This is a genomic window from Sphingomonas aurea, assembly GCF_030678875.1.
Classification (GTDB): domain Bacteria; phylum Pseudomonadota; class Alphaproteobacteria; order Sphingomonadales; family Sphingomonadaceae; genus Sphingomonas; species Sphingomonas aurea.
In genome coordinates, this window is the sequence record NZ_JAUUDS010000010.1 from 20,312 (window position 1) to 45,237 (window position 24,926).

The following is a 24,926-nucleotide window of genomic DNA, read 5'->3' on the forward strand; positions in this document are numbered from 1 at the left end:
GAGAAACGACATGGCGGACAAGTTCGAGGACATGGCGAAGGCCGGTGCCAGTCGCATGGGACAGGCGGGCGAGGCGATGCAGGCGACGGGCCAGAAGATGGCCGAGGGCGGCTCCGCAGTCGGCGTCAAGATGATCGAGCAGGCCGAGGCAAATGCGCAGGAGGCGTTCGCCGCGATGCGCGCGGCGGCGCAGGCAAAGGATTTGGCCGAGGTCATGAAGATCCAGGGCGACTATCTGCGCGAGCAGGGCAGCCGCTCGATGGCGCAGGCGCGCGAGATGGGCGAGCTCATCATGCAGTTCGGCCGCGACGCGGTCGCGCCGCTGAAGGGCGGCGCTGCGCAGGAGTAAGGCCGGCCTCTCTTCACGTCATGCCGGGACAGACCCGGCATGACGATCAGGCCTAGTCGGAAGGCGGCGCGCCCGGCTCCACCGCCCGCGGTGCGCCGGTCGGGGTGACCGGCTTCGGCCCGTCCGCCGTCGCTTCAAGCGACGAGTCGCCGCCAACCACCCGGTACAGCGTCACCCGGTTCGATGCGGCGGTCAGCTGGGTCGCGACGAACTGGCGCTGTGCGGTATAGAGCGACCGTTGCGCATCCAGCGTGTTCAGGAACGGCGTGATGCCGCCGCGATAGGCGGCGTCGGTTAGTCGCAGCGTGTCGCTGGTCGCAGCCACCGACCGCTGGTTGGCGGCGAGCTGCGCATCGATCGTGCCCTGCCGCGCCAGCGCGTCGGCGGTTTCGCGGAACGCGCTCTGGATTGCCCGCTCATAGGTGGCGAGCGCCGCATCGCGCTGCGCTTGGGTGTAGCGGACATTGGCGCGGCCAGCTCCGGCCTGGAAGATCGGATAGGACACCGCCGGCGCCACCGAATAGTTGAACGCATCGCCGGTGAACAGCGACGACAATGCGGTCGAGGCGAACCCGACCAGCCCGGTCAGCGAGATGCGCGGGAACAGCGCCGCACGCGCGGCGCCGATCTCTGCATTGGTGGCGCGCAGCTCATATTCGGCCTGCACCACGTCGGGACGGCGCAGCAGGATACCCGAGTCGAGGCCCGCCGGCAGCGCGACGATCGTCGCCGACGCCTCCGCCAGCGTCGCGGGCAGCAGTGCCGCATCGACCGGCGCGCCGACCAGCAGCTGGAGCGCGTTGACGTCCTGCGCCACCAGCGTCTGCTGGAGCGCGAGGTCCGCCTCCGCCGTCGCCTGCACCTGCAACGCCTGGGCGACGTCTGTGCGCGGACTGATGCCGCCGCGGAGCCGGGCCTGGGTCAGCTCCACCGAGCGGCGGGCCGAAACGGCGGTGTCCTGCGCGATCTTGAGCAGCGACCGGTCGGCGGCATAGCTCAGCCACGCGTCGGCGATGTCGCCGACCAGCGTGAGCCGGGTCGCGCGCGCACCTGCCTCGGTCGCGAAATAGCGGTCGAGCGCGGCGCGGCTCAGGCTGCGGATGCGGCCGAACAGGTCGAGCTCGAACGCCGTCGTACCCAGTCCGACCGAGAAGGCGCTGCGGGTGTTCGAGGTCGTCACGACCGTGCCGGTCCCGGTGCCCGTATCGGTGCCGGTTCCCGTTCCGACCCCCGTGCCGGTCCCGGTTCCTGTTCCGGTACCCGTTCCCGTGCTGCCGCCCGCGGTGGTCGTGGTGCCCGAACCGCCGCCGGACCGGGTGTAGCGCCCGGTCGCGTCGATCTGCGGGAGCAGGTCGGCCCGCTGGATGCGGTACTGCGCGCGGGCGGCCTGGATGTTGGCGGCGGCGATGCGCAGGTCGCGATTGTTGACCAGCGCCTGGCCGATCAGCGCCTGCAAGCGCCGGTCGGTGAACACGGTCGGATAGGTGATCGTCGGCAGCGACGCCTCCGACGCGCGCAGATAGGCGTCGCCGACCGGCCAGGAGGGGGGCACCGGCGCCTCCGGCCGAACATATTTGGGCGCGAGCGAGCAGGCCGACAGGGCGGTCGCCGCGAGCAGGGCCAGTCGCTTCATCATGCCGCCTCCGGCCGGTGCGGACCCTGCGGCTCGGGCGGGCCATAGGGGTCGCCGTGATGGCCGTCGTCGCCCTGGAAGCCGGTAGGCCGCCCGCGCAGCTTGGCCAGACCATCGCGCACCCCGCGCCGCACCAGCACGAAGAACAGCGGGATGTAGAAGATCGCCAGGAAGGTCGCCGACAGCATCCCGCCGATCACCGCCGTGCCGATCGCGATCCGGCTGTTGGCGCCGGCGCCGGTCGAGATCGCCAGCGGCAGCACGCCGAAGATGAAGGCGAAGCTGGTCATCAGGATCGGCCGCAGCCGGATCTTCGCCGCCTCCAGTGCCGCATCGAACACGCGCGCGCCCTTGCGCTCGGCCTGTTCGGCGAACTCGATCATCAGGATCGCGTTCTTCGCCGCCAGCCCCATCGTCGTCAGCAGCCCGATCTGAAGGTAGACGTCGTTGGTCAACCCGCGCAGCGTCACGAAGGCGATCGCGCCGATCAGGCCGAGCGGAATGATGAGCAGCACCGCGAACGGGATCGACCAGCTCTCGTACAGGGCGGCCAGACACAGGAACACGACCAGGATCGACAGGCCATAGAGGAGCGGCGCCTGTCCCGACGACAGCCGCTCCTGGTACGACAGCCCCGCCCAGGCGACCGAGGTCCCGGGGATCTGCGCGGCCAGTTCGGTCATGCGCGCCATCGCGTCGCCCGAGCTCTTGCCCGGCGCGGCCGATCCCTGGAATTCGAACGAGGGTATGCCGTTGAACCGCGACAACGTGGTCGGCGCCGTCCCCCAGCCGATCGTTGCAAAGGACGAGAAGGGCGCCATCTGCCCGTTCGACCCGCGCACGAACCATTGCTTCAGGTCGTCGGGGGAGGAACGATAGGGCGCGTCGCCCTGAACATAGACGCGCTTCACGCGACCGCGGTCGATGAAGTCGTTGACGTACTGGCCGCCCCACGCAGTGGTCAGCGTCGAATTGACGTTGGTCTGGCTCAGCCCCAGCGTCGCGAGCTTCTGCTGGTCCATGTCGATCTGCAGCGTCGCGATATCGGGCAGCTCGGTCAGCCGGACGGAGGCGAGTAGCGGATCGGCATTGGCGGCAGCCAGCAGCTTGTCGCGCGCATCGTCGAACTGCTGCTGCGTCAGCCCACCGGTGTTCTGCAGCTCCATGGTGAAGCCGTCCGACTGGCCAAGGCCGCGGACCGCCGGCGGCACCAGCGCGAACACCTGCGCGTCGCGCAGGCCGCGGAACGCGGCGGAGGCGCGCTGGGTGATGGCGTCGGCGGTGTTCTCCTTACCCTCGCGATTCGCCCAGTCGACGAAGTTGAGGAAGCCCTGGCCGGTATTCTGCCCGCTGACGCCGCCACCGCCACCGCCGGCGACGGTGAACATGACCGACAGGTTCTTGTTCTCGTATCGCGTGAAATACTGCTCGACCTGCCGCTGGATCGCCAGCGTGCGCGCCTGGGTGGCACCGGCGGGCAGGCGGAACTGAACGATGGCCGAGCCCTGGTCCTCGGTGGGCAGGAAGCCGGTCGGCAGGCGCAGGAACAGCACTGCCAGCAGGCCGACGACGCCGACATAGATCAGCAGGAACAGCCATTTGCGATCGACCGTATAGCGGACGCCGCGCGTGTAGCGATCGACCGTCTTCTCGAACGTCCGGTTGAACCAGTCGGCCGCGGCGGTGCCCCAGTTGGCGACACGCGGGAAGCGGCGCTTCAGCCAGTCGCCCTCGCCGGCCTCCTTCGACTTCTGCTTCAGGAGCGAGGTGGTGAGCGCCGGCGACAGGATCAGCGCGACCAGAACCGAGAGCACCATCGCGGCGACGATCGTGACGGAGAACTGGCGATAGATGACGCCGGTCGACCCGCCGAAGAACGCCATCGGCAGGAACACCGCCGACAGCACCAGCGCGATCGCGATCAGCGCGACGCTGATCTCCTCCATCGACCGGATCGTCGCCTCGCGCGGGGAGAGGTCGGGATCCTCCTCCATCAAACGCTCGACATTCTCGACCACGACGATCGCGTCGTCGACCAGCAGGCCGATCGCCAGCACCAGGCCGAACAGCGTCAGCGTGTTGATCGAGAAGCCGGCGAGGTGGAAGACGGCGAAGGTGCCGAGCAGCACGACGGGTACCGCGATCGTCGGAATCAGCGTCGCGCGCCAGCTCTGCAGGAACACGAACATGACGATAACAACCAGGATCACCGCCTCGATCAGGGTCTTCACCACCTCTTCGATCGACAGCTGGATGAAGGCGGTGGTGTCGTTGGCGTAGGCGACCTTTAGCCCGGCCGGGAACCCCCTGGCGACGCGCGCCACCTCTGCCTTGACCAGCTCGGCCGTCTCCAGCGCGTCGGCGCCCGGCGCCAGCAGCACGGCGATGCCCGCGCCGGGATGGCGGTTGACGCGGCTGACTGCGGCATAGCTCTCGGCGCCAAGCTCGATCCGCGCCACGTCCGACAGGCGCACCGTCGCGCCCGAGGGCAGCGTCTTCAGGATGATCTGGCGGAACTGCTCGGGCGTCTGGAGTCGCGACTGTGCGGTCACCGTCGCGTTCAGCATCTGCTCGGGGCCGGAGGGCAGGCCGCCGACTTCGCCAGCCGCAACCTCGGTATTCTGGCTCTGGATCGCCGTGGTGACATCCGACGGGATCAACGCATAGCTCGCCAGCCGGCTGGGATTCAGCCAGATGCGCATCGCATATTGCGAGCCGAAGACGTTGACGTCGCCCACGCCCTGCACGCGGCCCAGCGGCTCCTGCAGGTTCGACACAAGAAAGTCGCTGACATCTTGGTTGGTGCGCTGGTCCGTCTCGTCATAGACGCCGACGATCAGCAGGTTGTCCGGGTTCGACTTGCGGACGACCAGGCCCTGCTGCTGCACCTGCTGCGGCAGGCGTGCGACCGCCTGCTGCACCTGGTTCTGGACCTGCACCTGCGCGATGTCGGGATCGGTGCCCTTCTCGAACGTGGCGGTGATCGAGACCGAGCCGCGGCTGGACGAGGAGGAACTGAAATAGAGCAGCCCGTCGATGCCGGTCAGCTGCTGCTCGATGACTTGGGTGACCGAGTTCTGCAGGGTCTGGGCATTGGCACCGGGGAAGGTGGCGCGGATCGATACCTGCGGTGGCGCCACGTCGGGATATTGCGCGATCGGCAGGCTCAGGATCGCACCGGTGCCGGCGAGCATGACGATGATCGCCAGCACCCAGGCGAAGATCGGCCGGTCGATGAAGATGCGGCTAATCATGCGCTCAGTTCGATCCGCCGCCGGACTTGGTCGCGCCGTTCTTCGCCTCACCCTTCGCGCCGTCCTGCTGCTGCGGCGGCGCGACGCGCTGCGGGCTGTTGGCGGGAACCGGCTGGACGACGGTGCCCGGGCGCAACTGCGCGTTCAGCCCCTGCACGATGATGCGGTCGCCGGGGTTCAGCCCCTGCGTCACCACCCAGGCGGCGCCCTGCGCCCGGTCGGCGCGGACGGTCTTCTGCACGACCTTGTTGTCGGGGCCGACGATCATCACCGTTGCCTGGCCCCGCGGATCGCGCGATACCGCCTGCTGCGGGACGAGGAAGGCGCGCGTGTCGATCGCCTGGGTGAAGCTGGCGCGGACGAACATGCCGGGCAGCAGCAGCCCCTGCGGATTGGGAAAGCGGGCGCGCAGCGTCACCGTGCCGGTTTCGGTATTCACCAGCGCCTCGGAGAACTCGACGGTACCGGTGCGGCCGTAATCGCTGCCGTCCTCCAGCTTCAGCCGCACCGCGGCGCTGGCCGGGACCAGCCCCTGCCGGCTCAGCGATCGCCGCAGCGACAGCAGGTCGGCGGCCGACTGCTGGATATCCACGAAGATCGGATCGAGCCGTTGGATCTGCGCCAGCGGGTCGGTCTGCGTTGCCGATACCAGCGCGCCGACGGTGAACAGCGACCGGCCGATCCGCCCGCTGATCGGGGCGGGGACGGTGGTGAAGCGCAGGTTGATTCGCGCGGTGTCGAGCTGTGCGCGGGTCTGGGCGACCGCGGCGGTCGCCTGGCGGGACTGGGCCAGCGCGTTGGTATAGTCCTGCTTCGAGATCGCCTCGATCTCGGCAAGGGGACGATAGCGGTCGGCCAGGATGCGCGCGGCCTCCTGCTGCGCGCGGGCGCTTGCCAGGTTCGCCTGCGCCTCGTTGGCGGCGGCGCGGTACAGGCGCGGGTCGATCTCGTAGAGGGGCTGCCCCTGGCGGACGATCGCGCCTTCGGTGAAGAAGCGGCGGCGGATCAGCCCGGTCACCTGCGGGCGAACGTCGGAGCTCTCGAACGCGGTCACGCGGCCGGCCAGTTCGGTGACCAGCGCAGCGTCCGTGGGCTTCAGCGTAACGAAGCCGACCTGCGGCGGCTGTCCGCCGCCCTTGCCCTTTCCACCGGCCTGGCCGTTGCCACCCGCTTCGCCGCCGCCGCTGCATGCGCCGAGCAGCGCCGTCGCCACCAGGGCCGCGCCGGCAAGGGCTCGCCGCCTGCGTCCATCCGAACTCGCCAACTTGCGGTAAACCTTTCCTGCGGAAGGATTCGGGCGCGTACGGCCCGGACATCCGAAATGCCCCAATTGGCGGCGGGTTGCCAAGCTCCCATTTGTATCAATGTGTCGTCCCAATCGGCGGGCGGCGGATATGGGGAAGCGGCATGGACCAGCAGGACAGTGCGGACCGCGACAAGGCGGCCGCCGCCGCAGCGGCAGTGGCGGAGGTCGAGGATGGCATGCTCGTCGGGCTGGGCACCGGATCGACCGCCGCCCACGCCATCCGCCTGCTCGCCGCGCGCGTCGCCGATGGCTTGCGGATCACCGCGGTGGCGACCAGCCACGCCTCTGCGGAGCAGGCACGCGCCGCCGGCATCCGCGTGCTCGACTTCGCACAGGTGGCGCGGGTCGATCTGACGATCGACGGCGCCGACCGGATCGATCCGCGACTCTTCGCGATCAAGGGCGCGGGCGGCGCGATGCTGCGCGAGAAGATCGTCGCCGCCGCCAGCGACCGCATGGTGGTGATCGCCGATGGTAGCAAATATCGGCAGGCGATCGGCGATGCATCGGTGCCGGTCGAGGTGCTGCCCTTCGCGCTCGCCAGCGTCGCGGCGCGATTGGGGGAGGGGGCGATGCTGCGGCAGGTGGGGCGCGCACCCTATCACACCGATAATGGCAACCCCGTACTCGACTGGAACGTCACGCTGGACGACCCACGCGCCGTGGCGTCGCGGCTGGATGCGATGCCGGGCGTGCTGGGTCACGGCCTGTTCCTAGATCAGGTCGATGCCGCCTATGTCGCGCAGGACGGCGTCGTTACGCGGCTGGAACAGCGCAGCCGTTCGCATTAAGGCGCAACCCGACCCGCGGATGCGCGTTCCCCCTGTCGACCAGTACGAGGCTCCTCCATGTCAGATACCAAGACCGTCGCCGCTCCTGCGGACGCGTCGTTCCGCGAGGACGGCAGTCCGGAGCGACTCGCCATCGATACGATCCGCACGCTGTCGATGGACGCGGTGCAGAAGGCGAATTCGGGCCATCCCGGCACGCCGATGGCGCTCGCTCCGGTTGGCTATGCGCTGTGGGCGAAGTATCTGCGTTACGATCCGCGGCACGCGGACTGGCCCAATCGCGACCGCTTCGTGCTGTCGGTCGGCCATGCCTCGATGCTGCTCTACAGCCTGATCCACCTCGCCGGGATCGAGGAGATCGACGCCGACGGCAACAAGACCGGGCAGGAAGCGGTCAGCCTGGCGGACATCGAGCAGTTCCGCCAGCTGTCGTCCAAGACCCCCGGCCACCCCGAGTACCGCCACACCACCGGCGTCGAGACTACGACCGGCCCGCTGGGCCAGGGCTGCGGCAACTCGGTCGGCATGGCGATCGCCGAGCGCTGGCTGGCGGCACGCTACAACAAGCCCGGCTTCCCCGTGTTCGACCATGACGTCTATGCGCTCTGCGGCGATGGCGACATGATGGAGGGTGTCGCCGCCGAGGCGGCGAGTTTGGCTGGGCATCTCAAGCTGTCGAACCTTTGCTGGATCTATGACAGCAACCACATCTCGATCGAGGGCGGCACCGACCTGGCGTTCGACGAGGATGTCGGGTTGCGCTTCAAGGCGTATGGCTGGAACGTCATCCATGTCGACGATGCCAACGACATCGCAGCGCTGTCGGCGGCGTTCGACACGTTCCGCAAGACCGACGACAAGCCGACCTTCATCGTCGTCCACTCGGTGATCGGCTGGGGTTCCCCGCGCGCCGGCACCGAGAAGGCACATGGCGAGCCGCTGGGCGAGGACAATGTCCGCGCCACCAAGCGCGCCTATGGCTGGCCCGAGGACAAGAGCTTCTACGTCCCCGAGGGGGTCGCCGAGCATTTCCGCGAGAGCATCGGCGGGCGCGGCGGCAAGCTGCGCGACGAGTGGGTCGCGATGACCGACCGCTATCGGCAGGAGCATCCCGAACTCGGCGCCGAACTCGACCTGATGCTGAAGGACGCGTTGCCCGAGGGTTGGGACGCCGACATCCCGGTGTTCGAGGCGGACGCCAAGGGCGTCGCCAGCCGCGATTCGGGCGGCAAGGTGCTGAACGCCATCGCCAAGCGGGTGCCGTGGCTGATCGGCGGCTCCGCCGACCTCGCGCCGTCGACCAAGACCGACATCAAGGGCGCGGCCTCGTTCGAAGCGTCCAATTACGGCGGCCAGAACTTCCACTTCGGCGTGCGCGAGCATGGCATGGGTGCCGTGGTGAACGGCATGGCGCTGTCGCACCTGAAATCCTACGGCTCCACCTTCCTGGTTTTCACCGACTATATGCGCCCCTCGGTGCGGCTGTCGGCGATCATGGAGCTGGGCGACGTGTGGGTCTATACCCACGACTCGATCGGCGTCGGCGAGGACGGGCCGACCCACCAGCCGATCGAGCAGGTCGCCTCGCTGCGGGCCATCCCCGGGCTCGACACGATCCGGCCCGGCGACGCCAACGAGGTCGCCTGGGCCTGGCGCGCGACGATGGCGAACAGCGGCACGCCGACCGCGCTGATCCTGTCGCGCCAGCCGCTGCCGACGCTAGACCGCACCACCTATGCCTCGGCCGAAGGGCTGATGAAGGGCGCCTATGTGCTGGCCGGCGACGATACGCCGGAGGTGATCCTGATCGCCACCGGCAGCGAGGTGTCGCTGGCGGTGCAGGCGTACGAGCGGCTGACCGCCGACGGAGTGAAGGCGCGCGTGGTGTCGATGCCCAGCTGGTATCGCTTCGAGTTGCAGGACCAGGCGTACCGCGACAGCGTGTTGCCGCCCGCCGTCAAGGCGCGGCTGGCGATCGAGATGGCGGGATCGATGGGCTGGGACCGCTATGTCGGCAGCCACGGCGACACCGTGACCATGAAGACCTTCGGCGCCTCCGCCCCGATCGCCAAGCTGCAGGACAAGTTCGGCTTCACCGTCGATCACGTCGTCGAGCAGGCGCGCCGGCTGATCGACGCGGCGTTCACGGACAAGGAATAAGCGCATGAGCAAGCTCTCCGAACTCTCCGCCGCTGGCACGGCCGTCTGGCTCGACTTCGTCGATCGCAAGTTCCTGGAGGCGGGCGGGCTGGAGACGCTGGTCGCCGAGGACGGGCTGACCGGTGTGACCTCCAACCCGTCGATCTTCGAGAAGGCGATGGGGCACGGCGACGCCTATGACGAGACGATCGCCGCTTTCGACCGCGAGCATGCGGGCGCGGCGACGATCGATCGCTACGAGCATCTCGCGATCCAGGACATCAAGGCCGCGGCCGAGACGCTGAAGCCGGTGTACGACCGACTAGGCGGCAAGGACGGCTATGTCAGTCTGGAGGTATCGCCCTACATCGCCGACGACACCGACGCGACGATCGCGGAGGCGAAGAAGCTGTGGGCGGCGGTCGACCGGCCCAATCTGATGATAAAGATCCCCGGCACGCTGGCCGGCGCGCCCGCCATTTCGGCGGCGATCGCAGAGGGGATCAACGTCAACGTCACCCTCCTCTTCGCGCTCGACGCCTATATCCGCGTCGCGGAGGCCTATGCCGCCGGGCTGGAGGAGCGGGTCCGCCAGGGCCAGCCGATCGATCATATCGCCTCGGTCGCCAGCTTCTTCGTCAGCCGCATCGACACGATGATCGACAAGCAGATCGACGAACGGGTGAAGGCGGGTGACGCCGATGCCGACGCACTGAAGGCATTGCGCGGCAAGGTCGCGATCGCCAACGCCAAGCAGGCCTATGCCTGGTATCAGGACTTCATCGCCTCCGACCGGTGGCAGGCGCTGGCCGCCAAGGGCGCGCAGCCGCAGCGGCTGCTCTGGGCGTCGACCGGGGTCAAGGATCCGGCCTATCCCGACACGCTCTACATCGACACGCTGATCGGGCCGGAAACGGTCAACACCATGCCGCCCAAGACGATGGATGCGTTCCGCGACCACGGCACCGTGGCACAGACGCTGACCGCCGACGTCGACGAGGCGCGCCATGTACTGGCGGAGGCGGAGCGGCTGGGCCTGGACCTGTCGGGCGTCACCGGCACGCTGGTCCTGGAGGGCGTCGCCTCGTTCGCCAAGGCGTTCGACGACCTGCTCGGCGCCATCGCGCAGAAGCACCCGGGAGCGTGATTCTCAATCCGTCATGCCGGGCTCGTCCCGGCATCCACCCATCCTCGTGTGCGGCAGCGATGGCGTTTGCGGAATGGTGGATGCCGGGACGAGCCCGGCATGACGAACAGTGGAAGGATTAGCGATGAAGCTCGGCATGATCGGCCTCGGCCGGATGGGCGGCAACATGGCGCGGCGGCTGATGGCCGGCGGTCACGAGATCGTCGCCTATGACCGCGATCAGGCGGCGGTGGACAAGCTGGTCGCCGACGGCGCGACCGGTGCCTCGTCGCTAGACGACATGCGGAGCAGACTGGGCGAGCAGGCGATCTGGTGGGTCATGCTGCCGGCCGGCGAGATCACCGAACAGACGGTGCAGGCGATCGCCGACGGTGGCAGGGCAGGGGACGTCGTCATCGACGGCGGCAACAGTTTCTACAAGGACGATATCCGCCGCGCCAAGGCATTGCGCGAGAAGGATATCGACTATGTCGACGTCGGCACCTCCGGCGGGGTGTGGGGGCGCGAGCGCGGTTACTGCATGATGATCGGCGGGCGCGAGGAGGTACTGACCCGGCTCGACCCGATCTTCGAGACGCTGGCGCCGGGCCGCGGTGACATTCCGCGGACTCCGTACGACCGGCCGGAGGCGGACGACTGGCGGGCGGAGAAGGGCTTCATCCATGCCGGTCCCGCCGGGTCCGGGCATTTCGTGAAGATGGTCCATAACGGCATCGAGTATGGCCTGATGCAGGCCTATGCCGAGGGGTTCGACATCCTGAAGTCCAAGAGCAGCGAGCATCTGCCCGAGGACGAGCGGTTCGACCTGAACCTGACCGACATCGCCGAGGTGTGGCGCCGCGGCAGCGTGATCTCGTCCTGGCTGCTCGACCTGACCGCGATCGCGCTGGCGAAGGACGGGATGCTCGAGCAGTTCACCGGCAACGTCGCCGATTCGGGCGAGGGCCAGTGGACGATCGACGCGGCGATGGAGGAGAAGGTGCCCGCCAACGTCCTCACCGCCTCGCTCTTCGCACGATACCGCAGCCGGATCGAGCATACGTTCGGGGACAAGGTGCTGTCGGCGATGCGCTTCGGCTTCGGTGGCCACACCGAGATCCCGCAGTGAGGCCGATCCAGATCCTCCCCGGCACGGAGAGGGGGACCAGCGAAGCTGGTGGAGGGCGCTCTCCACAGGCGGATGCGTTTGCGGTGGCCCCCCTTCACCACGCGCCTCGCGCGCGGTTTCCCTCCCCTGAAAGGGAGGGGCTATGACCATCCGCCTCCTCGTCTCCGACGTCGACGGCACGCTGGTCGACAAGCAGAAGCGGCTGACCGATGGCACCACCGCTGCGGTACGCCGCCTGCAGGCCGCGGGCATCGGCTTCACCCTGATCTCGGCGCGCCCGCGCTCGGGCATCATGCCGCTGATCGACGCGCTCGACCTCGATGCGCCGGTCGGCGCGTTCAACGGCGGCATCATCTTTCGCCGCTCGGGCGAGGTGATCGAGCACCACCGCATCGGCCCGTCGGTCGCGCACGGCATCTGGGACGCGGTCGGCGATGCCGCGGTCGACCGCTGGGTCTTCGCCGACGATCGCTGGTATGCCTCGACCGATCAGGGCGTGCATGTCGAGCATGAGCGGATCGCGTCCGACCAAGAGCCGATCGTCACGCAGGATTTCGCCGCGCTGCTCGACCGGGCCGACAAGATCACCTTCGTCAGCGACGACGAGGCGCTGCTGCGCGCGCTCCACGACCGGGTGCGGCCCCGCTATGGCGAGGAGGCGACGGTGGTGCAGAGCCAGACCTATTATCTCGACGTCACGGCGCTCCAGGCCAACAAGGGCGCAGGCATTGCCGAACTGGCCGCGGCGTTCGACGTGACCCTCACCGAAACCGCCGCGATCGGCGACCAGGCCAACGACCTGCCGATGCTCGACCGTGCCGGCCTGTCCATCGCGATGGGCAACGCGCCCCAACCGGTGCAGGATCGCGCCGATCACGTCACCCTGGGCAACGATGCGGACGGCGTCGCCCATGCCATCGACACCATTATCTTGAAACAGGATCACACCGCATGAAGCAGCTCGTCGCCTTCGACCTTGACGGAACCCTGGCCGAGAGCAAGCAGCCGCTGAAGGACGATATGGGGCAGGCGCTGGCCGACCTGCTGACCGTCGCGCATGTCGCGGTCATCTCGGGCGGGGACTGGCCGCAGTTCGACAAGCAGGTCGCCAGCCGCCTGCCCGAGCATGCCGACCGCTCGCGCCTGTGGCTGATGCCGACCACCGGCACCAAGCTGTTCGTCCACAGGGACGGTGGCTGGCAGACCGTCTATGCCGAGCTGTTCTCCGAGGAGAAGCGGCAGGAAATCATCGCCGCCTTCAACGCTTCGCTGGAGGCGACCGGCTTCGTGCCCGAGCAGGTCTGGGGCGAGCGGATCGAGGATCGCGGTAGCCAGATCACGTTTTCCGCCCTCGGCCAGCAGGCGCCGATCGAGGCGAAGGAGCATTGGGATCCGGACTTCGCCAAGCGCAAGGTGATCCAGGCCGATCTGCGCAAGCGTCTGCCGGGCCTGTCGATCAACATGGGCGGCGCCACCTCGATCGACATCACGCAGGAGGGCGTCGACAAGGCGTATGGCCTGAAGCGGCTGCGCGACGAGAGCGGCATTCCGCTGGACGCGATGATGTTCATCGGCGACGCGATCTTCCCCGGCGGCAACGACTATCCGGCCAAGGAACTCGGCCTCGACACGGTTCGCGTCCGCGATCCGGAAGAAACGCTGAGCGTCATCGCCGCCATCGTGGCGTGCCAGAAGTAGAATCGTTTCGCCCGGCCATCGGTTTGCAATGGCCGGGCAAAGCGTCCATGCCATGTCCCTGAAAAAGAACACGGACGCACGCATGGCTTCGCAGAGCTTTACTACCGATCCTCGCGCCGATCTGACCGGGTGCGACCGCGAACCCATCCATGTCCCGGGATCGATCCAGCCGCATGGCCTCCTGCTGATCGCCGACGCCCGTACCCTGATGGTGGTGGCGGGGGCGGGCGATCTGGAGGCGCGGATCGGCGCCGACTGGCTCGGCACGAAACTGCCCGACCTGCTGGGCCAGGATATCGCCGCGCTGCTGGAGGCGGTGACGGCAGGGCCGGGTGGCACGGTGGTCGGCCAGCCGGTGACGCTGGCGGGCGAGCGTTTCGACGTCGCCTTCCACCGCGCCGGCGATCTGCTGCTGGTGGAACTGGAACCCTCCGCGGCCGAGCCGATCGGCGCCGGCACGATGCTCGGCCGGCTCGACCTGCTGGCGCAGGGGTTCGAGCGGGCGAGCGATCTTCAGGGGCTGTGCGACCGGGCCGCGATCGCGTTTCGGCAGCTGACCGGGTTCGACCGGGTGATGGTCTATCGCTTCCTCGACGATGATGCCGGTCGCGTCGTGGCGGAGGATCGCGATCCGGCGCTCGGCACCTTCCTGCATCATCACTTTCCCGCGTCCGACATCCCGCGCCAGGCGCGGGCGCTCTACGTGCGCAATCGCGCGCGTGCGATCCCCAATGTCGATTACCTGCCCCAGCCGATCCGCCCGGAGAGCTTCGCCGGTACGGACCTGAGCGACGTCGGCGTGCGCAGCGTCTCGCCGATACACCTCCAGTATCTGCGCAACATGGGCGTGGAGGCTTCGGCCTCGATCTCGATCGTCAAGGACGGGCTGCTCTGGGGGCTGATCGCCTGCCACCATAACAGCCCGCGCGCGCTGCCCGCCGACGTGCGGCAGGCGGCGGCCACGCTCGCCTCTTCGCTGGCGCGGCAGGTGCGTGCCCGGGAAGAGGCGGAAACCTATCGTGAGCGGCTGCGGCTGCGCGCGGCGGAGGACGGGCTGGTCGCGCGGCTGGCCGATGCGTCGGAACTCCGTGCCGCGGTCGAGCGGACCAAGGCCGACCTGCGAACGATGCTGGGCGCGGATGGGTTCGCGCTGGTCGACGGACAGGCGGTGGTCGCCGACGGCGTCTGCCCGCCCGATCACGTGGTGGTCGAGCTTGCGGCATGGGCGCGCCTCCACGGTGGCATGGAGCCGTTCGCCACGCACGAGCTGGCGACGCTGCGACCCGCCGCGGCCGTGGATAGCGGGACGGTCAGCGGCCTGCTGGCCGTGCCGCTGATCGAACAGGGCGCGACCTTGCTGTGGTTCCGGGTCGAGCAGGTCGAGGAGATCGAGTGGGCGGGCAACCCGCATAAGGCCGTCGCTCTGACCCCTGGCGCGACGCTCAGCCCGCGCGCCTCGTTCGCGACGTGGAGCGAGGCGGTGCGCGGTCGCTCGCGTCGCTGGACGCTGGAGGAGATCGAAGGCGCATATCGCCTGCGCCGCACCTTCCAGGACGCCTGCCGCTCCCGCGAGCTGCGCGACCTCAACGCGCATCTGAACAGGACGCTGGCCGACAAGGACGCGCTGCTGGTCCAGAAGGACCTGCTGATGAAGGAGGTCGACCATCGCATCCAGAACAGCCTGCAGCTCGTCGGCGCATTCCTGGCGATGCAGGCGCGCGCCGCCGGGCCGGGCACGGTCGCCGACCAGCTGATCGAGGCGCAGGCGCGGCTGTCCGCCGTGGCGCTGGTCCATCGCCGGCTGTACCGCGACGACCAGATCGAGACGATCGACCTGTCGCGCTACCTGGAGGAGCTGGTCGGCGACATGAAGGCGTCGCTGGGTGCCGAATGGGGCAGGCGGATGAAGGTCGATCTGGCGCCCGTCCTGATCCCAACCGACCGGGCGGTGAACATCGGCCTGGTGATGACCGAACTGGTCATCAACGCGACCAAATATGCCTATGCCGGCGCGCCCGGACCGATCTCAATCGCGCTGGAGCAGCATCGCAACCGGCTGCGCCTGATCGTCGCGGACGAGGGTGGCGGCAAGAGCGGCGTACATAGCGGCTTCGGCAGCCGGATGATGACGGCGGTCGTGTCCAGCCTCGACGGCGAGATGCTCTTCACCGACAATGCGCCGGGGCTGCGCGCGATCCTGACCGCACCGTTGACGGCGTAGGCGCTAAGACGCTGCCGCCTGCGAATACAGGTCGAAGGTGGCATGCGCCCCGGCCAGCAGGCCGTCGCGCCACACGGCGTCGGCCCCGCGTGCATCGATCGCCGCGAGCAGCGCCCGCCACTCGCCCGACAGGTGGCGCGCCGCGAGGTAGCGTGAGGGCAGTGCGGCGGGAACGCCGCGCGCCAGCATGGTGCCGCCGAGCCGCGACCCCTCGATCACATAGAGGGCACCCCACGCCGCACCCGGTCGCTCGGGCAGCGTGAACGGGAGCGGCACCGGCGTCGACAGGTCGAGATCGGCAAGGTCCGCCGCCAGCAGGCTGGTCCGCTCGCGCCACGCCGGCAGTTCGTCGTGACGCGCCAATACCGCCTCCGCCGCCGGCAGCGCGCGGGCATGGGCGGTCAGGAACGCGGCATAGGCGATCGGGTCGGTCAGGTCGTACCCGCCGAACGCCGCATCGACCCGGTCGTGCGAGGCCGATGTGGCGGCGCGCAGCTGCTGGACGGCACTCACGTCGCGGCGGGACCGGGCTGGGCGGCGGCGTCGACGGGCGCGATCTGGTCGATCAGCCCCTGTCGCTTGGCGACGAGGGTCGGCACCAGCGCCTGCCCGGCGACATTCACCGCCGTCCGCCCCATGTCGAGGATCGGATCGATCGCCAGCAGCAGCCCCGCGCCCTCCAGCGGCAGGCCCAGCGTCGACAGCGTCAGCGTCAGCATGACGAGCGCGCCGGTCAGCCCGGCGGTTGCCGCCGATCCCACCACCGACACCAGCACGATCAGCAGATAGTCCGTCGCGTGGAGCGGGATCGCATGGTACTGCGCAACGAACAGCGCCGCGATCGCCGGATAGATCGCCGCGCACCCGTCCATCTTGGTCGTCGCGGCGAAGGGGACGGCAAAGGCGGCGTAGCTGCGCGGCACGCCGATCCGCTCGACCGACGCCTCGGTCACCGGCAGCGTCGCGATCGACGAGCGCGATACGAAGCCCAGCTGGATCGCCGGCCACGCGGCGGCGAAGAAGCGGCCGACAGAAAGCCCGTTCGCCTTCAGCAGCGTTGGGTAGACGACCAGCAGTACCAGCCCCAGGCCCAGATAGACGGCGCTGGCGAAGCTGCCGAGCGCGGCCAGCGACTGCCAGCCATATTGCACCACCGCGTGGCCGAGCAGCCCGGCGGTACCGATCGGGGTCAGCCGCACCACCCAGCGCAGGATGCGGCGGCAGATCGCGAGCAGCGAGGCGTTGAAGGCCAGGAACGGCGCCCCCGCGTCGCCGCTGCGCACCGCGGCGATGCCGATCGCAATGGCGATGACGATGATCTGCAGGATGTTGAATGACAGCCCGGTCTGCAACGCCCCGTCCGCATCCGCCTTAGTCGAGGCGGACAGGCCCAGCAGGTTCGACGGCACCAGCCCGCGCAGGAAGTCGAGCCACGATCCCGTCGTCGCCGGCCGCACCGCCGCGGCCATGTCGACGCCGTCGCGGACGCCGGGCTGGATGATGGTGCCGAGCAGCAGGCCGATCGTCACGGCGATCAGTGCGGTGATCGCGAACCACGCCAGCGTTCCGGCGACCAGCCGGGCGGCGTTGCCCAAGTCGCGCAGCGCCGCGATCGATGCGACGATGGCGGTGAACACCAGCGGCACCACCAGTACGCGCAGCAGCTGGATGAAGATCTCGCCGACAATGCGCAGCGTCTCCGCCAGCGGACCGCCGCCGACCTGCCGCGCCCAGAAGCCGCACGACAGGCCGATCGCCATGCCGATGAACACCTGCACGCTGAAAGATGGCCGTTTCATCCATCCCCGATGCGCCGGACCGCCTTGTCCTTGCCAGCAAAATCCGCAGTGCGGCAGCCAAGCGAACCTATCGGCGCCTTTCTTCCGCCGCGATCGCCGGGTTCGATGCCGTTGACTATGTTCCTGCGCGTGGCATGTCTCGGCTCCGATGCCGCTGCGCCACCTCTTCGCCCCCAGCGGGCCCGCCGATGCCTGGCCCGCCGGCGGTGGCGAGTGCGGACGGTTGATCCGCACGCGCGACTGGTCGGACACCGCGCTGGGGCCGGTGCGCAACTGGCCGGCGGCGCTGCGCGTGACCGTATCGAACCTGCTGGGTTCACCGGTGCCGCAGGTGCTGGTCTGGGGCGGGGATCACGTCGTCCTCTACAATGACGGCTATGTCGCCATTGCCGGGGCCGCGCATCCCACGACGTTGGGCAGCGCGATCGTCACCGCCGATCCGGCGATCTGGCACTGGAGCCACGACGTGCTGAGCCGCGGCATGCAGGGGGAGGTCGTCGCCTTTCGCGACCAGCCGCTGCGGGTCGAAGACGGCCAGCAGACCGTGTTCCTCGACCTGTACTACACCCCGGTGCGGCACGAGGACGGCACAGTTGGCGGGGTGCTGTGCACGCTGATCGACAATACCGCGCGCGTCGGCGCCGAGCGCGAGGCGGGGCGGCGAGAGGCGGAGCTGCGCGAGCTGACCGACGCGCTGCCGGTGCTCATCACCTATTTCGACCGCGACCTGATCTGTCGCTTCGCCAACAGCTATTTCCACGAATTCCTGGGCCTGCGCCCCGATCAGGTGATCGGGCGCCGCTGGGGCGAGATCGCCGGTGACGACGCAGCCGCCGCCCGCCTGCCGCTGGTCCGCCGCGCGCTGGCGGGAGAGCGGGTGTCGGCGGAGGCGGTCATCACCCACCGCGACGGCGGCCAGCGCCGCGTCGAGGTCCAGTATGTCCCGCGCGTCGAGGCGGACGGCACCGTCGCCGGCTTCCAGTCGCTGACGTTCGAGGTCGAGAAGCGGGTGCGGCGCGAAGAGGCGCTGAACGCCAGCAACGACCGGTTCCGCGCCGCGATGGATGCGGTGCACGGCGTGCTGTGGACCAACGATGCCGAGGGACGGATGACCGGCGAGCAGCCCGGTTGGGCGGCGCTGACCGGGCAGGGGCCGGCAGAATATTCCGGCTATGGCTGGACTCGTGCGATCCATCCCGCCGATGTCGAGCCGACGGTCGCGGCGTGGCGCAAGTCGGTCGAGACGTCGGCACCGTTCATGTTCGAGCATCGGGTGCGGCGCTTCGACGGGCAGTGGCGCGTCTTCCTGATCCGTGCGGTGCCGACCCGCAGTCGCGACGGGACGCTGGACGGCTGGGTCGGCGTCCACACCGACATCACCGAACAGCGCGCCGCCGAGGAGGCGCTGCGCGAGCAGGCGACGGCGCTCACCCGCCAGATCGCCCAGCGCCGCCATGCCGAGGAGCAGCTGCGCCAGCTGAACGAGACACTAGAGGCGCGCATCGCCGCCGAGATCGCCGAGCGGCGCCAGGCCGAGGCGGCCCTGATCCAGGCGCAGAAGATGGAGATGATCGGCCAGCTGACCGGCGGCGTCGCGCATGATTTCAACAATCTGCTCCAGATCGTCTCCGGCAACCTCCAACTGGTCGACCGCGACGTCGCCGATCAGCCCCGTGTCGCCCGCCGCGTCGCCAACGCCATGGCCGGCGTCGAACGCGGGGCGAAGCTCGCCGCGCAGCTGCTCGCCTTCGGTCGGCGCCAGGCGCTGGAACCGCGGATCGTCAACCTCGCGCGGCTGCTCGACGGCATGGATGAGCTGCTGCGCCGTGCGGTGGGTGAGGGGGTGGTGATCGACCGGGCGGTGGCGCCGGACCTCTGGAACATCTTCATCGATCCCGCCCGGATCGAGAATGCGCTGCTCAACCTCGCGATCAATGCCCGCGACGCGATGGAGGGCATGGGGCGGCTGACGATCGAGATCGGGAACGTCGCCTTGCCCGCGCAGGGTGACGTCGCGGCCGGCGACTATGTCCGGCTGGCGGTGGGCGATACCGGCACCGGCATGCCCCCGGCGATCGCCGAGCGGGTGTTCGAGCCCTTTTTCTCGACCAAGCGCGAGGGGAAGGGCAGCGGCCTGGGCCTGTCGATGGTCTATGGTTTCGTCCGCCAGTCCGGCGGCCATGTCGAGTTGCGCACCGCGGAAGGGGAGGGGACGACGGTCGCCCTGTTCCTGCCCCGCGCGCACGGCGCGGCCGATGCCGAGCTGCCGGTCGACCACGCGGCAGCGGTCGGCGGCACCGAGACGGTATTGGTGGTGGAGGACGATACCGAGGTCCGCGTCACCGTCGTCGAGATGTTCCGCGACCTGGGCTACACCGTCCTGACCGCACCCGACGCGGTCCAGGCGCTGGCGGTACTGGACGCGGCCGGGCCGGTCGACCTGCTGTTCACCGACGTCATCATGCCGGGCCCGCTCGACAGCGCGGCGATGGCGCGGGCGGCGCAGGAGCGGCGACCGGGGCTCGCGGTACTGTTCACCTCCGGCTATGCCGAGGACGGGATCGTCCATGGCGGGCGACTGGACGCGGGGCTGGCGCTGCTGCCCAAACCCTATAGCCGCGAGGCGCTGGCCCGGCGCGTCCGGCAGGTGCTGGGCGCGCGGGCGAATGGAGAGGCGACACGATGATCCTGCTGCACATTTTGTGGCCCGTCTTCGCCTTCGTGGCGCTGATCTTCACTGTCTGGATGACGCTGCTGGTGCAGCGGCTCGACCATATGAAGAAGACGCCACCGCGGCGCGAGGATTTCGCCGACGGCACCGCCGCCAATCGCTATTTCGCGCCCGTTGCGCTGGCGGGTGACAATCTGCGCAACCTGTTCGAGACGCCGGTGCTGTTCCTGGTGCTGGTGCTGCTGCTGATGGGGACGCGGCAGGCGGGCGTCGCGCAGGTGGGGCTCGCTTGGATCTTCGTGATCCTGCGCTGCGTGCATAGCTGGATGCACATACATGGCCGCGTCCGCCCGCGATTCCGCGCATTCATCGCCTCCACCGCCGTCCTGTCGGCCATGTGGCTGGGATTCTTCGTCGATTCGATCCGTGCCGCCGCCGCGTACAACGCCGCGCTCGGGACACTGGCGCAACCCTGAGCCAGGCGGACGCGTTCTCGGGCGATCAGGAAAGGGATCGCCCATGGCCGACACGGATGACCGCGAGCAGGTGTGGAAGGATTTCGGCGAGGCGGTCAACATGACCCCGGCCGAGCTGGAGAAGTGGCTGAAGACCGACGAGAGCCGCGAAGTCGGCACCGGCGTCGGCCACGACTTCGGCGAGCATATCCTCGACATCCGCCACAAGAAGAAGGCGGAGCTGACCGATGAAGACTATGCGCACATGCACAAGGTCGTCGGCTATGTTCACCGCCACATGGCCCAGCACGGCCCGGCGGACGACAAGGAACATTCGCCCTGGCGCTACTCGCTGATGAACTGGGGGCACGATCCGCTGAAGCGATGATCGCCGCGCGCCGGCGGCGTGACCTCAGGCCGCCTCGCGCGCGCCGCGCATTGCGAGCGCCCTGGCTTCCTCGACCACCAGCGGGCGACTGAAGAAGAAGCCCTGGATCTTCGAGCAGCCGAACTCCTGCACCATGCGCTGCTCGGCCTCGGTTTCCACCCCCTCGGCGGTGGTGGTCATGCCCAGGCTGCGGGCGAGGGCGACGACGGCGTGGATGATCGCCACCGCCTCGCTGATGCCCTTGGCGGCGCCCTGCACGAAGCTGCGGTCGATCTTGATCGTCGAGAATTTGGTACGCGAGAGATAGCCGAGCGACGAGTAGCCGGTGCCGAAATCGTCCAGCGACAGCCGTACGCCCAGCTCCAGCACCCGCTCCAGCACCTTGGTCGCGCCCAGCCCTTCGTGCATGAACACGCTCTCGGTGACTTCCAGCTCCAGCCGCTCCGCCGGCAACCCCGAATTGGCGAGGGCGGAGGCGACGGTGGTCACGAAATGCGGATTGTGCAGCTGCTCGGGCGAGACGTTGACCGCGACGCGGATATGACCCGGCCAGCGCGCCGCCTCGTCGCAGGCGGTGCGCAGCACCCAGTCGCCGATCGGACCGATCAGCCGTGCCTCTTCGGCCAGCGGCACGAACTTGGCCGGGGAGACGTTGCCGAATTCCGCGCTGTTCCAGCGTAGCAGCGCCTCGAACCCCTTCAGCGATCCGGAGGCGGCGTCGACGACCGGCTGGTACGCCAGGTGCAGCTCGCCCTTCTCCAGCGCCTTGCGCAGCGCCTGTTCCAGCACGCGCCGTTCCTCGGCCTGCGCGTGGAGGCGGGGCTCATAGGCATGGAATACGCCACCGCCCGCATCCTTCGACTGGTAGAGGGCCAGGTCGGCCGAGCGGATCAGCGTCTCGGCGGTGTTGCCGTCGCGCGGCCCCACCGCCAGCCCGACCGAGGCGCCGATGTGCAGCGTGTGCTGGTCCATCTCATACGGGCGCGACAGCGTCTCGATGATCTGGCGGGCCAGCTGCTCGACCAGGGTCAGGTCCTGCGCGTCGCGCACGACGACGGCGAACTCGTCGCCGCCCAGCCGCCCGCACATCGCATTTTCACCCATCAGCTGCGCCAGCCGCTCGGCCACGCGGCCGAGCAGGCGGTCGCCGACCTGGTGGCCCAGCGTGTCGTTGACCGCCTTGAACCGATCCAGGTCGATCATCATGAACGCGCAGCGCCCGCGCCACTTGTCCGCCTCAACCATCGCGCGCACCAGCGTCTCGTTGATCGATAGCCGGTTGGGTAACCCGGTCAGCGTGTCGCAGCGGGCCATGCGGTTGATCTTGTCGGCCGCGCTGCGCTGCTCGGTAACGTCGGAGCCGACGCCGCGAAATCCGGAGAAGCCCCCACGATCGTCGAACCGGGGCGAGGCGGCGAGTTCCCACCACCGCTCCTCGCCATGTACGTGGACCGGCAGGCGCAGGTCGCGAAAACTCTGCCGCGACTTCAGCTTCTCGGACAGCTGGCGCAGGCCGGGCGCGAAATCGCCGGTCTGCCAGCTGGGGCCGGCGAGCACCTGCAGGAACGGCATGCCGTTGATGCTGACCGGATCGAGCCCGCAGGCGACGGCAAAGCGCGGATTGGCCTTGACCACCCGCCGCGCCGCATCGGTTTCCCACAGCCAGTCGGCGCCCGATTCCTCGAACTCGCGCAGCAGCAGGCTGACGGTTTCGTCGCGTTCCTCCAGCGCCATCTCGGCGGCGCGGAGCGCGATCAGCGATCCTGCGCGCCCGATGCATATCGCCGCGAGCAGTAGCGAGAAGACGGTGACCCCGCCGGCCGCCGGCAGCTTGCCGTCGATCGCCAGCTCGATCGCGATCGTCCCGCCCAGCCCGACGACGAAGGCCAGGGTGGCGAGGATCAGCGGCGCCATGGTGAAGGCGGCGGCGGTCATCAGCAGGGCGAGGATGATCCCCGTTCCCGGTGCCGCGGCGACCGGCGCCAGATGACAGAGCCACAGCGGCACGGCCGACCAGGCGGCGGCGAGTGCCAGCCCCTCATAGGCGGTAACCCGGATATCGCCGAGGCTGGCGAAACCGTCCTGCCCGCGGTGCGAGCGGAGCCGGCGATAGGCCGCAACTCCCGCGATCATCGCGGTGGCGGCACCCCAGAAGCCCAGTCGGACCAGGTCGATCCAGCGCGACAGCAGCACGATCAGCGCGGCGACCGCAATCAGGTTGGCGCCGAGCATGAACAGGGCGAGTCGGCGACCGGCAAACAGCTGCGCCGCGCGGATGCGCCCCCACTCCACACGGTCCTGCCCCTCACGCAACGCCAGCAGATGGGCGAGGGCGATTCTGACCGGCGCGCTGGAGTTGCGATGGTTCTTCACGGCGCGGGGCATAGCACGGACTGGTTAGCGAGAGGTTTCCCAATCGTCCGGATCGGTGGGATCTGAAGTACAAAATCGTCCGGTTGCATGCACCGCCCGACGCAGCCGCTCGAGATCCTCGGGCGTGTCGATGTCGATCAGCTCCGCCGGGCTGGTCACGACGTGGTGGCCCGCGCGGATCAGGTCGCGTGCCCCCCGATCGCCGGTCAGCGACAGGAGGGCGTCGAACCGGTCGCGTCCGAACAGCACCGGCGGCTTGGGCTCCCGACCGTCGCTGGATGCGACCACCGCGTCGCTTGAGTCGGCGGCGTCGAGCAGGCGGCCGATGTGCGCCGCGGTTACCCGCGGCATGTCGGCCAGCACGATCAGGACCGCCGCCGCCTCCATTTCTCGTGCGCGCGCAACGCCCAGCTTCACCGACTCGGACATGCCCAGATCCTGTTGATCGTTCTGGATCACGGTGTAGCCGCGGGTGGAGAAATCCAGCGCGCCGCCGCCGCTTATCGCCAGCCGTGCGCGAAAGGGGATGTCTTCCAGCGCGGTGACGACGTGCAACCCGACCGGCAGGCCCAGCAGGTCCGCCCCTAGCTTGTTCTGCGGGCCGAAGCGCGCGGACCTGCCCGCCGCCAGCAGGATCAGGACACAGTCCCTAGCGGCGATCATGGAACGCCCCGACCATCGCCGCGGCGATCGACAGCGCGATCTCGGATGGGCCGATCGCGCCGATGTCGATGCCGACCGGACCGTCGATCCGGTCGATCCGTTCAGGCGCGACGCCGGCCGCGGCGAGTCGCTCGCGCCGCGCCGCGTGGCTCTTGCGGCTGCCGAGCGCACCGACATAGGCGGCATCGGTCGCCAGCGCGGCGATCAGGGCAGGGTCGTCGATCTTGATGTCGTGGCTGAGCGTGACGACCGCTGTTGCCGGTCCCGGTCGCCACGCGGCGATCGCCTCGTCGGGCCAGCGATCGTCGAGCGTGGTGCCGGGGAATCGCTCCTCGGTCAGGAAGCGGGCGCGCGGGTCGATCACCACCGTGTCGATCTTCAGCTCGCGCGCCAGCCCGGCGAGCGCCTGCGCAATCTGCACCGCGCCGACGATCAGCAGCCGCCGTGGCGGATCGTAGCGATTGACGAAGACCTCGCCCGTTTCGAGCACCCGCTGGTCGGAGTGGCCGGTCGTCAGGTCGGTATGGACGGTCAGCGCGTCGCCGTTGTCACGCGCGGCGGCGATCCGGTCGAACAGCTCGGGATCGAAGCCCTCCGCCGACACCGGTTGCACCATTACCGCGATCTCGCCGCCGCAGGGCAGGCCGACTTCCCACGCGGAGGCATCGGCGACGCCGTAGCGCTTCAGCTGGAACGGCGCGCCGGCAATCACCTCGGCGGCGGTTTGCAGGATATCGCTCTCGACGCAGCCCCCCGATACCGATCCCTCGAACCGTCCATCGGCATGGACCAGCATGTGGCTACCCCGCGGACGCGGCGCCGAGCCCCAGGTCGACACCACGGTCGCCAGCGCCATCGGCTCCCCCTGCCACGCTCGTGCCGCCGCCAGCACGCTGTCATTCTCGGCCATGCATTTCTTCCTCAATCCTCC

General features: G+C 69.1%; 19 protein-coding genes. 11 read left to right on the forward strand and 8 right to left on the reverse strand.

Annotated elements, in window-relative coordinates:
* The first annotated feature begins 10 nt into the window (after window positions 1-10).
* Complete coding sequence (locus Q5H91_RS14865; protein WP_305174229.1) at window positions 11-349, forward strand: phasin family protein; 339 nt, start codon at window positions 11-13, stop codon at window positions 347-349.
* 52 nt (window positions 350-401) lie between these two features.
* Here the strand turns inward: Q5H91_RS14865 and Q5H91_RS14870 are convergent, their stop codons facing one another.
* From Q5H91_RS14870 to Q5H91_RS14880, 3 genes are read right to left on the reverse strand one after another with little or no spacing between them, the layout of a single operon-like run.
* Window positions 402-1,985, reverse strand: a complete 1,584-nt coding sequence (locus Q5H91_RS14870) for an efflux transporter outer membrane subunit (RefSeq protein WP_370655276.1) — start codon at window positions 1,983-1,985, stop codon at window positions 402-404.
* Complete coding sequence (locus tag Q5H91_RS14875) at window positions 1,982-5,236, reverse strand: efflux RND transporter permease subunit (protein WP_305174230.1); 3,255 nt, start codon at window positions 5,234-5,236, stop codon at window positions 1,982-1,984. The genes Q5H91_RS14870 and Q5H91_RS14875 overlap by 4 nt, the downstream gene beginning before the upstream one ends.
* 4 nt (window positions 5,237-5,240) lie before the next feature.
* Complete coding sequence (locus Q5H91_RS14880; protein ID WP_370655277.1) at window positions 5,241-6,449, reverse strand: efflux RND transporter periplasmic adaptor subunit; 1,209 nt, start codon at window positions 6,447-6,449, stop codon at window positions 5,241-5,243.
* A 194-nt stretch (window positions 6,450-6,643) separates the two neighbouring features.
* Between Q5H91_RS14880 and rpiA the strand changes: the two genes are divergently transcribed.
* The 7 genes from rpiA (at window position 6,644) to Q5H91_RS14915 (ending at window position 15,646) form a co-directional block, all read left to right on the forward strand.
* A complete protein-coding gene (gene rpiA, locus Q5H91_RS14885) occupies window positions 6,644-7,333 on the forward strand; it encodes a ribose-5-phosphate isomerase RpiA (RefSeq protein ID WP_305174232.1) in 690 nt (229 codons plus the stop codon).
* A 57-nt stretch (window positions 7,334-7,390) separates the two neighbouring features.
* Complete coding sequence (tkt, locus tag Q5H91_RS14890; protein WP_305174233.1) at window positions 7,391-9,493, forward strand: transketolase; 2,103 nt, start codon at window positions 7,391-7,393, stop codon at window positions 9,491-9,493.
* A 4-nt stretch (window positions 9,494-9,497) separates the two neighbouring features.
* A complete protein-coding gene (gene tal / locus Q5H91_RS14895; protein ID WP_305174234.1) occupies window positions 9,498-10,619 on the forward strand; it encodes a transaldolase in 1,122 nt (373 codons plus the stop codon).
* Between the two features lie 124 nt (window positions 10,620-10,743).
* Window positions 10,744-11,727, forward strand: a complete 984-nt coding sequence (gene gnd, locus Q5H91_RS14900) for a phosphogluconate dehydrogenase (NAD(+)-dependent, decarboxylating) (RefSeq protein ID WP_305174235.1) — start codon at window positions 10,744-10,746, stop codon at window positions 11,725-11,727.
* Between the two features lie 142 nt (window positions 11,728-11,869).
* Window positions 11,870-12,682: a Cof-type HAD-IIB family hydrolase gene (locus tag Q5H91_RS14905; RefSeq protein ID WP_305174237.1), complete on the forward strand. Its 813-nt coding sequence runs from the start codon at window positions 11,870-11,872 to the stop codon at window positions 12,680-12,682.
* Window positions 12,679-13,425, forward strand: a complete 747-nt coding sequence (locus tag Q5H91_RS14910; RefSeq protein WP_305174238.1) for an HAD-IIB family hydrolase — start codon at window positions 12,679-12,681, stop codon at window positions 13,423-13,425. Before Q5H91_RS14905 ends, Q5H91_RS14910 begins: the two co-directional genes overlap by 4 nt.
* A gap of 82 nt (window positions 13,426-13,507) precedes the next feature.
* On the forward strand, window positions 13,508-15,646 hold the full coding sequence (locus Q5H91_RS14915) for a histidine kinase dimerization/phosphoacceptor domain -containing protein (protein ID WP_305174239.1): 2,139 nt from the start codon (window positions 13,508-13,510) through the stop codon (window positions 15,644-15,646).
* 3 nt (window positions 15,647-15,649) lie between these two features.
* Here the strand turns inward: Q5H91_RS14915 and Q5H91_RS14920 are convergent, their stop codons facing one another.
* Together Q5H91_RS14920 and Q5H91_RS14925 are read right to left on the reverse strand one after the other, a co-directional pair.
* Window positions 15,650-16,159 (reverse strand): biliverdin-producing heme oxygenase, encoded by a 510-nt coding sequence (locus tag Q5H91_RS14920; RefSeq protein ID WP_305174240.1) that lies wholly within the window; start codon window positions 16,157-16,159, stop codon window positions 15,650-15,652.
* Window positions 16,156-17,445 carry a dicarboxylate/amino acid:cation symporter gene (locus Q5H91_RS14925; RefSeq protein ID WP_305174241.1) on the reverse strand — a complete coding sequence of 430 codons (1,290 nt, stop codon included), beginning with the start codon at window positions 17,443-17,445 and terminating at the stop codon, window positions 16,156-16,158. Before Q5H91_RS14925 ends, Q5H91_RS14920 begins: the two co-directional genes overlap by 4 nt.
* A gap of 148 nt (window positions 17,446-17,593) precedes the next feature.
* Between Q5H91_RS14925 and Q5H91_RS14930 the strand changes: the two genes are divergently transcribed.
* The 3 genes from Q5H91_RS14930 to Q5H91_RS14940 are packed head-to-tail and all read left to right on the forward strand — an operon-like array spanning window position 17,594 to window position 20,959.
* Window positions 17,594-20,131, forward strand: a complete 2,538-nt coding sequence (locus tag Q5H91_RS14930; protein WP_305174242.1) for a PAS domain-containing protein — start codon at window positions 17,594-17,596, stop codon at window positions 20,129-20,131.
* Window positions 20,128-20,592, forward strand: coding sequence for an MAPEG family protein (locus Q5H91_RS14935; protein ID WP_305174243.1), 465 nt, complete (start codon window positions 20,128-20,130; stop codon window positions 20,590-20,592). The genes Q5H91_RS14930 and Q5H91_RS14935 overlap by 4 nt, the downstream gene beginning before the upstream one ends.
* Window positions 20,593-20,635: 43 nt before the next feature.
* Window positions 20,636-20,959 carry a DUF3140 domain-containing protein gene (locus Q5H91_RS14940; RefSeq protein ID WP_305174244.1) on the forward strand — a complete coding sequence of 108 codons (324 nt, stop codon included), beginning with the start codon at window positions 20,636-20,638 and terminating at the stop codon, window positions 20,957-20,959.
* Window positions 20,960-20,983: 24 nt separating this feature from the next.
* On the opposite strand, the gene Q5H91_RS14945 is transcribed toward Q5H91_RS14940, so the two are convergent.
* Genes Q5H91_RS14945 through Q5H91_RS14955 form a run of 3 tightly spaced genes read right to left on the reverse strand, consistent with a single transcriptional unit; the run spans window position 20,984 to window position 24,905 of the window.
* Complete coding sequence (locus tag Q5H91_RS14945; RefSeq protein WP_370655278.1) at window positions 20,984-23,344, reverse strand: putative bifunctional diguanylate cyclase/phosphodiesterase; 2,361 nt, start codon at window positions 23,342-23,344, stop codon at window positions 20,984-20,986.
* 12 nt (window positions 23,345-23,356) lie between these two features.
* The gene (locus tag Q5H91_RS14950; RefSeq protein WP_305174246.1) at window positions 23,357-23,995 is read right to left on the reverse strand and encodes a nucleotidyltransferase family protein; all 639 of its coding nucleotides are present in this window, start codon (window positions 23,993-23,995) and stop codon (window positions 23,357-23,359) included.
* Window positions 23,982-24,905, reverse strand: coding sequence for an XdhC family protein (locus tag Q5H91_RS14955; protein WP_305174247.1), 924 nt, complete (start codon window positions 24,903-24,905; stop codon window positions 23,982-23,984). The genes Q5H91_RS14950 and Q5H91_RS14955 overlap by 14 nt, the downstream gene beginning before the upstream one ends.
* Window positions 24,906-24,926 lie beyond the last annotated feature (21 nt).

Excerpts from the sequence above, each read along its gene's own strand:
- Q5H91_RS14865 (WP_305174229.1), top strand. The coding sequence starts at position 11 with ATGGCGGACAAGTTCGAGGACATGGCGAAGGCCGGTGCCAGTCGCATG.
- Q5H91_RS14870 (WP_370655276.1), bottom strand. The coding sequence starts at position 1,985 with ATGATGAAGCGACTGGCCCTGCTCGCGGCGACCGCCCTGTCGGCCTGC.
- Q5H91_RS14875 (WP_305174230.1), bottom strand. The coding sequence starts at position 5,236 with ATGATTAGCCGCATCTTCATCGACCGGCCGATCTTCGCCTGGGTGCTG.
- rpiA (WP_305174232.1), top strand. The coding sequence starts at position 6,644 with ATGGACCAGCAGGACAGTGCGGACCGCGACAAGGCGGCCGCCGCCGCA.
- tkt (WP_305174233.1), top strand. The coding sequence starts at position 7,391 with ATGTCAGATACCAAGACCGTCGCCGCTCCTGCGGACGCGTCGTTCCGC.
- tal (WP_305174234.1), top strand. The coding sequence starts at position 9,498 with ATGAGCAAGCTCTCCGAACTCTCCGCCGCTGGCACGGCCGTCTGGCTC.
- gnd (WP_305174235.1), top strand. The coding sequence starts at position 10,744 with ATGAAGCTCGGCATGATCGGCCTCGGCCGGATGGGCGGCAACATGGCG.
- Q5H91_RS14905 (WP_305174237.1), top strand. The coding sequence starts at position 11,870 with ATGACCATCCGCCTCCTCGTCTCCGACGTCGACGGCACGCTGGTCGAC.
- Q5H91_RS14910 (WP_305174238.1), top strand. The coding sequence starts at position 12,679 with ATGAAGCAGCTCGTCGCCTTCGACCTTGACGGAACCCTGGCCGAGAGC.
- Q5H91_RS14915 (WP_305174239.1), top strand. The coding sequence starts at position 13,508 with ATGGCTTCGCAGAGCTTTACTACCGATCCTCGCGCCGATCTGACCGGG.
- Q5H91_RS14925 (WP_305174241.1), bottom strand. The coding sequence starts at position 17,445 with ATGAAACGGCCATCTTTCAGCGTGCAGGTGTTCATCGGCATGGCGATC.
- Q5H91_RS14930 (WP_305174242.1), top strand. The coding sequence starts at position 17,594 with ATGCCGCTGCGCCACCTCTTCGCCCCCAGCGGGCCCGCCGATGCCTGG.
- Q5H91_RS14935 (WP_305174243.1), top strand. The coding sequence starts at position 20,128 with ATGATCCTGCTGCACATTTTGTGGCCCGTCTTCGCCTTCGTGGCGCTG.
- Q5H91_RS14940 (WP_305174244.1), top strand. The coding sequence starts at position 20,636 with ATGGCCGACACGGATGACCGCGAGCAGGTGTGGAAGGATTTCGGCGAG.
- Q5H91_RS14945 (WP_370655278.1), bottom strand. The coding sequence starts at position 23,344 with ATGCCCCGCGCCGTGAAGAACCATCGCAACTCCAGCGCGCCGGTCAGA.
- Q5H91_RS14950 (WP_305174246.1), bottom strand. The coding sequence starts at position 23,995 with ATGATCGCCGCTAGGGACTGTGTCCTGATCCTGCTGGCGGCGGGCAGG.
- Q5H91_RS14955 (WP_305174247.1), bottom strand. The coding sequence starts at position 24,905 with ATGGCCGAGAATGACAGCGTGCTGGCGGCGGCACGAGCGTGGCAGGGG.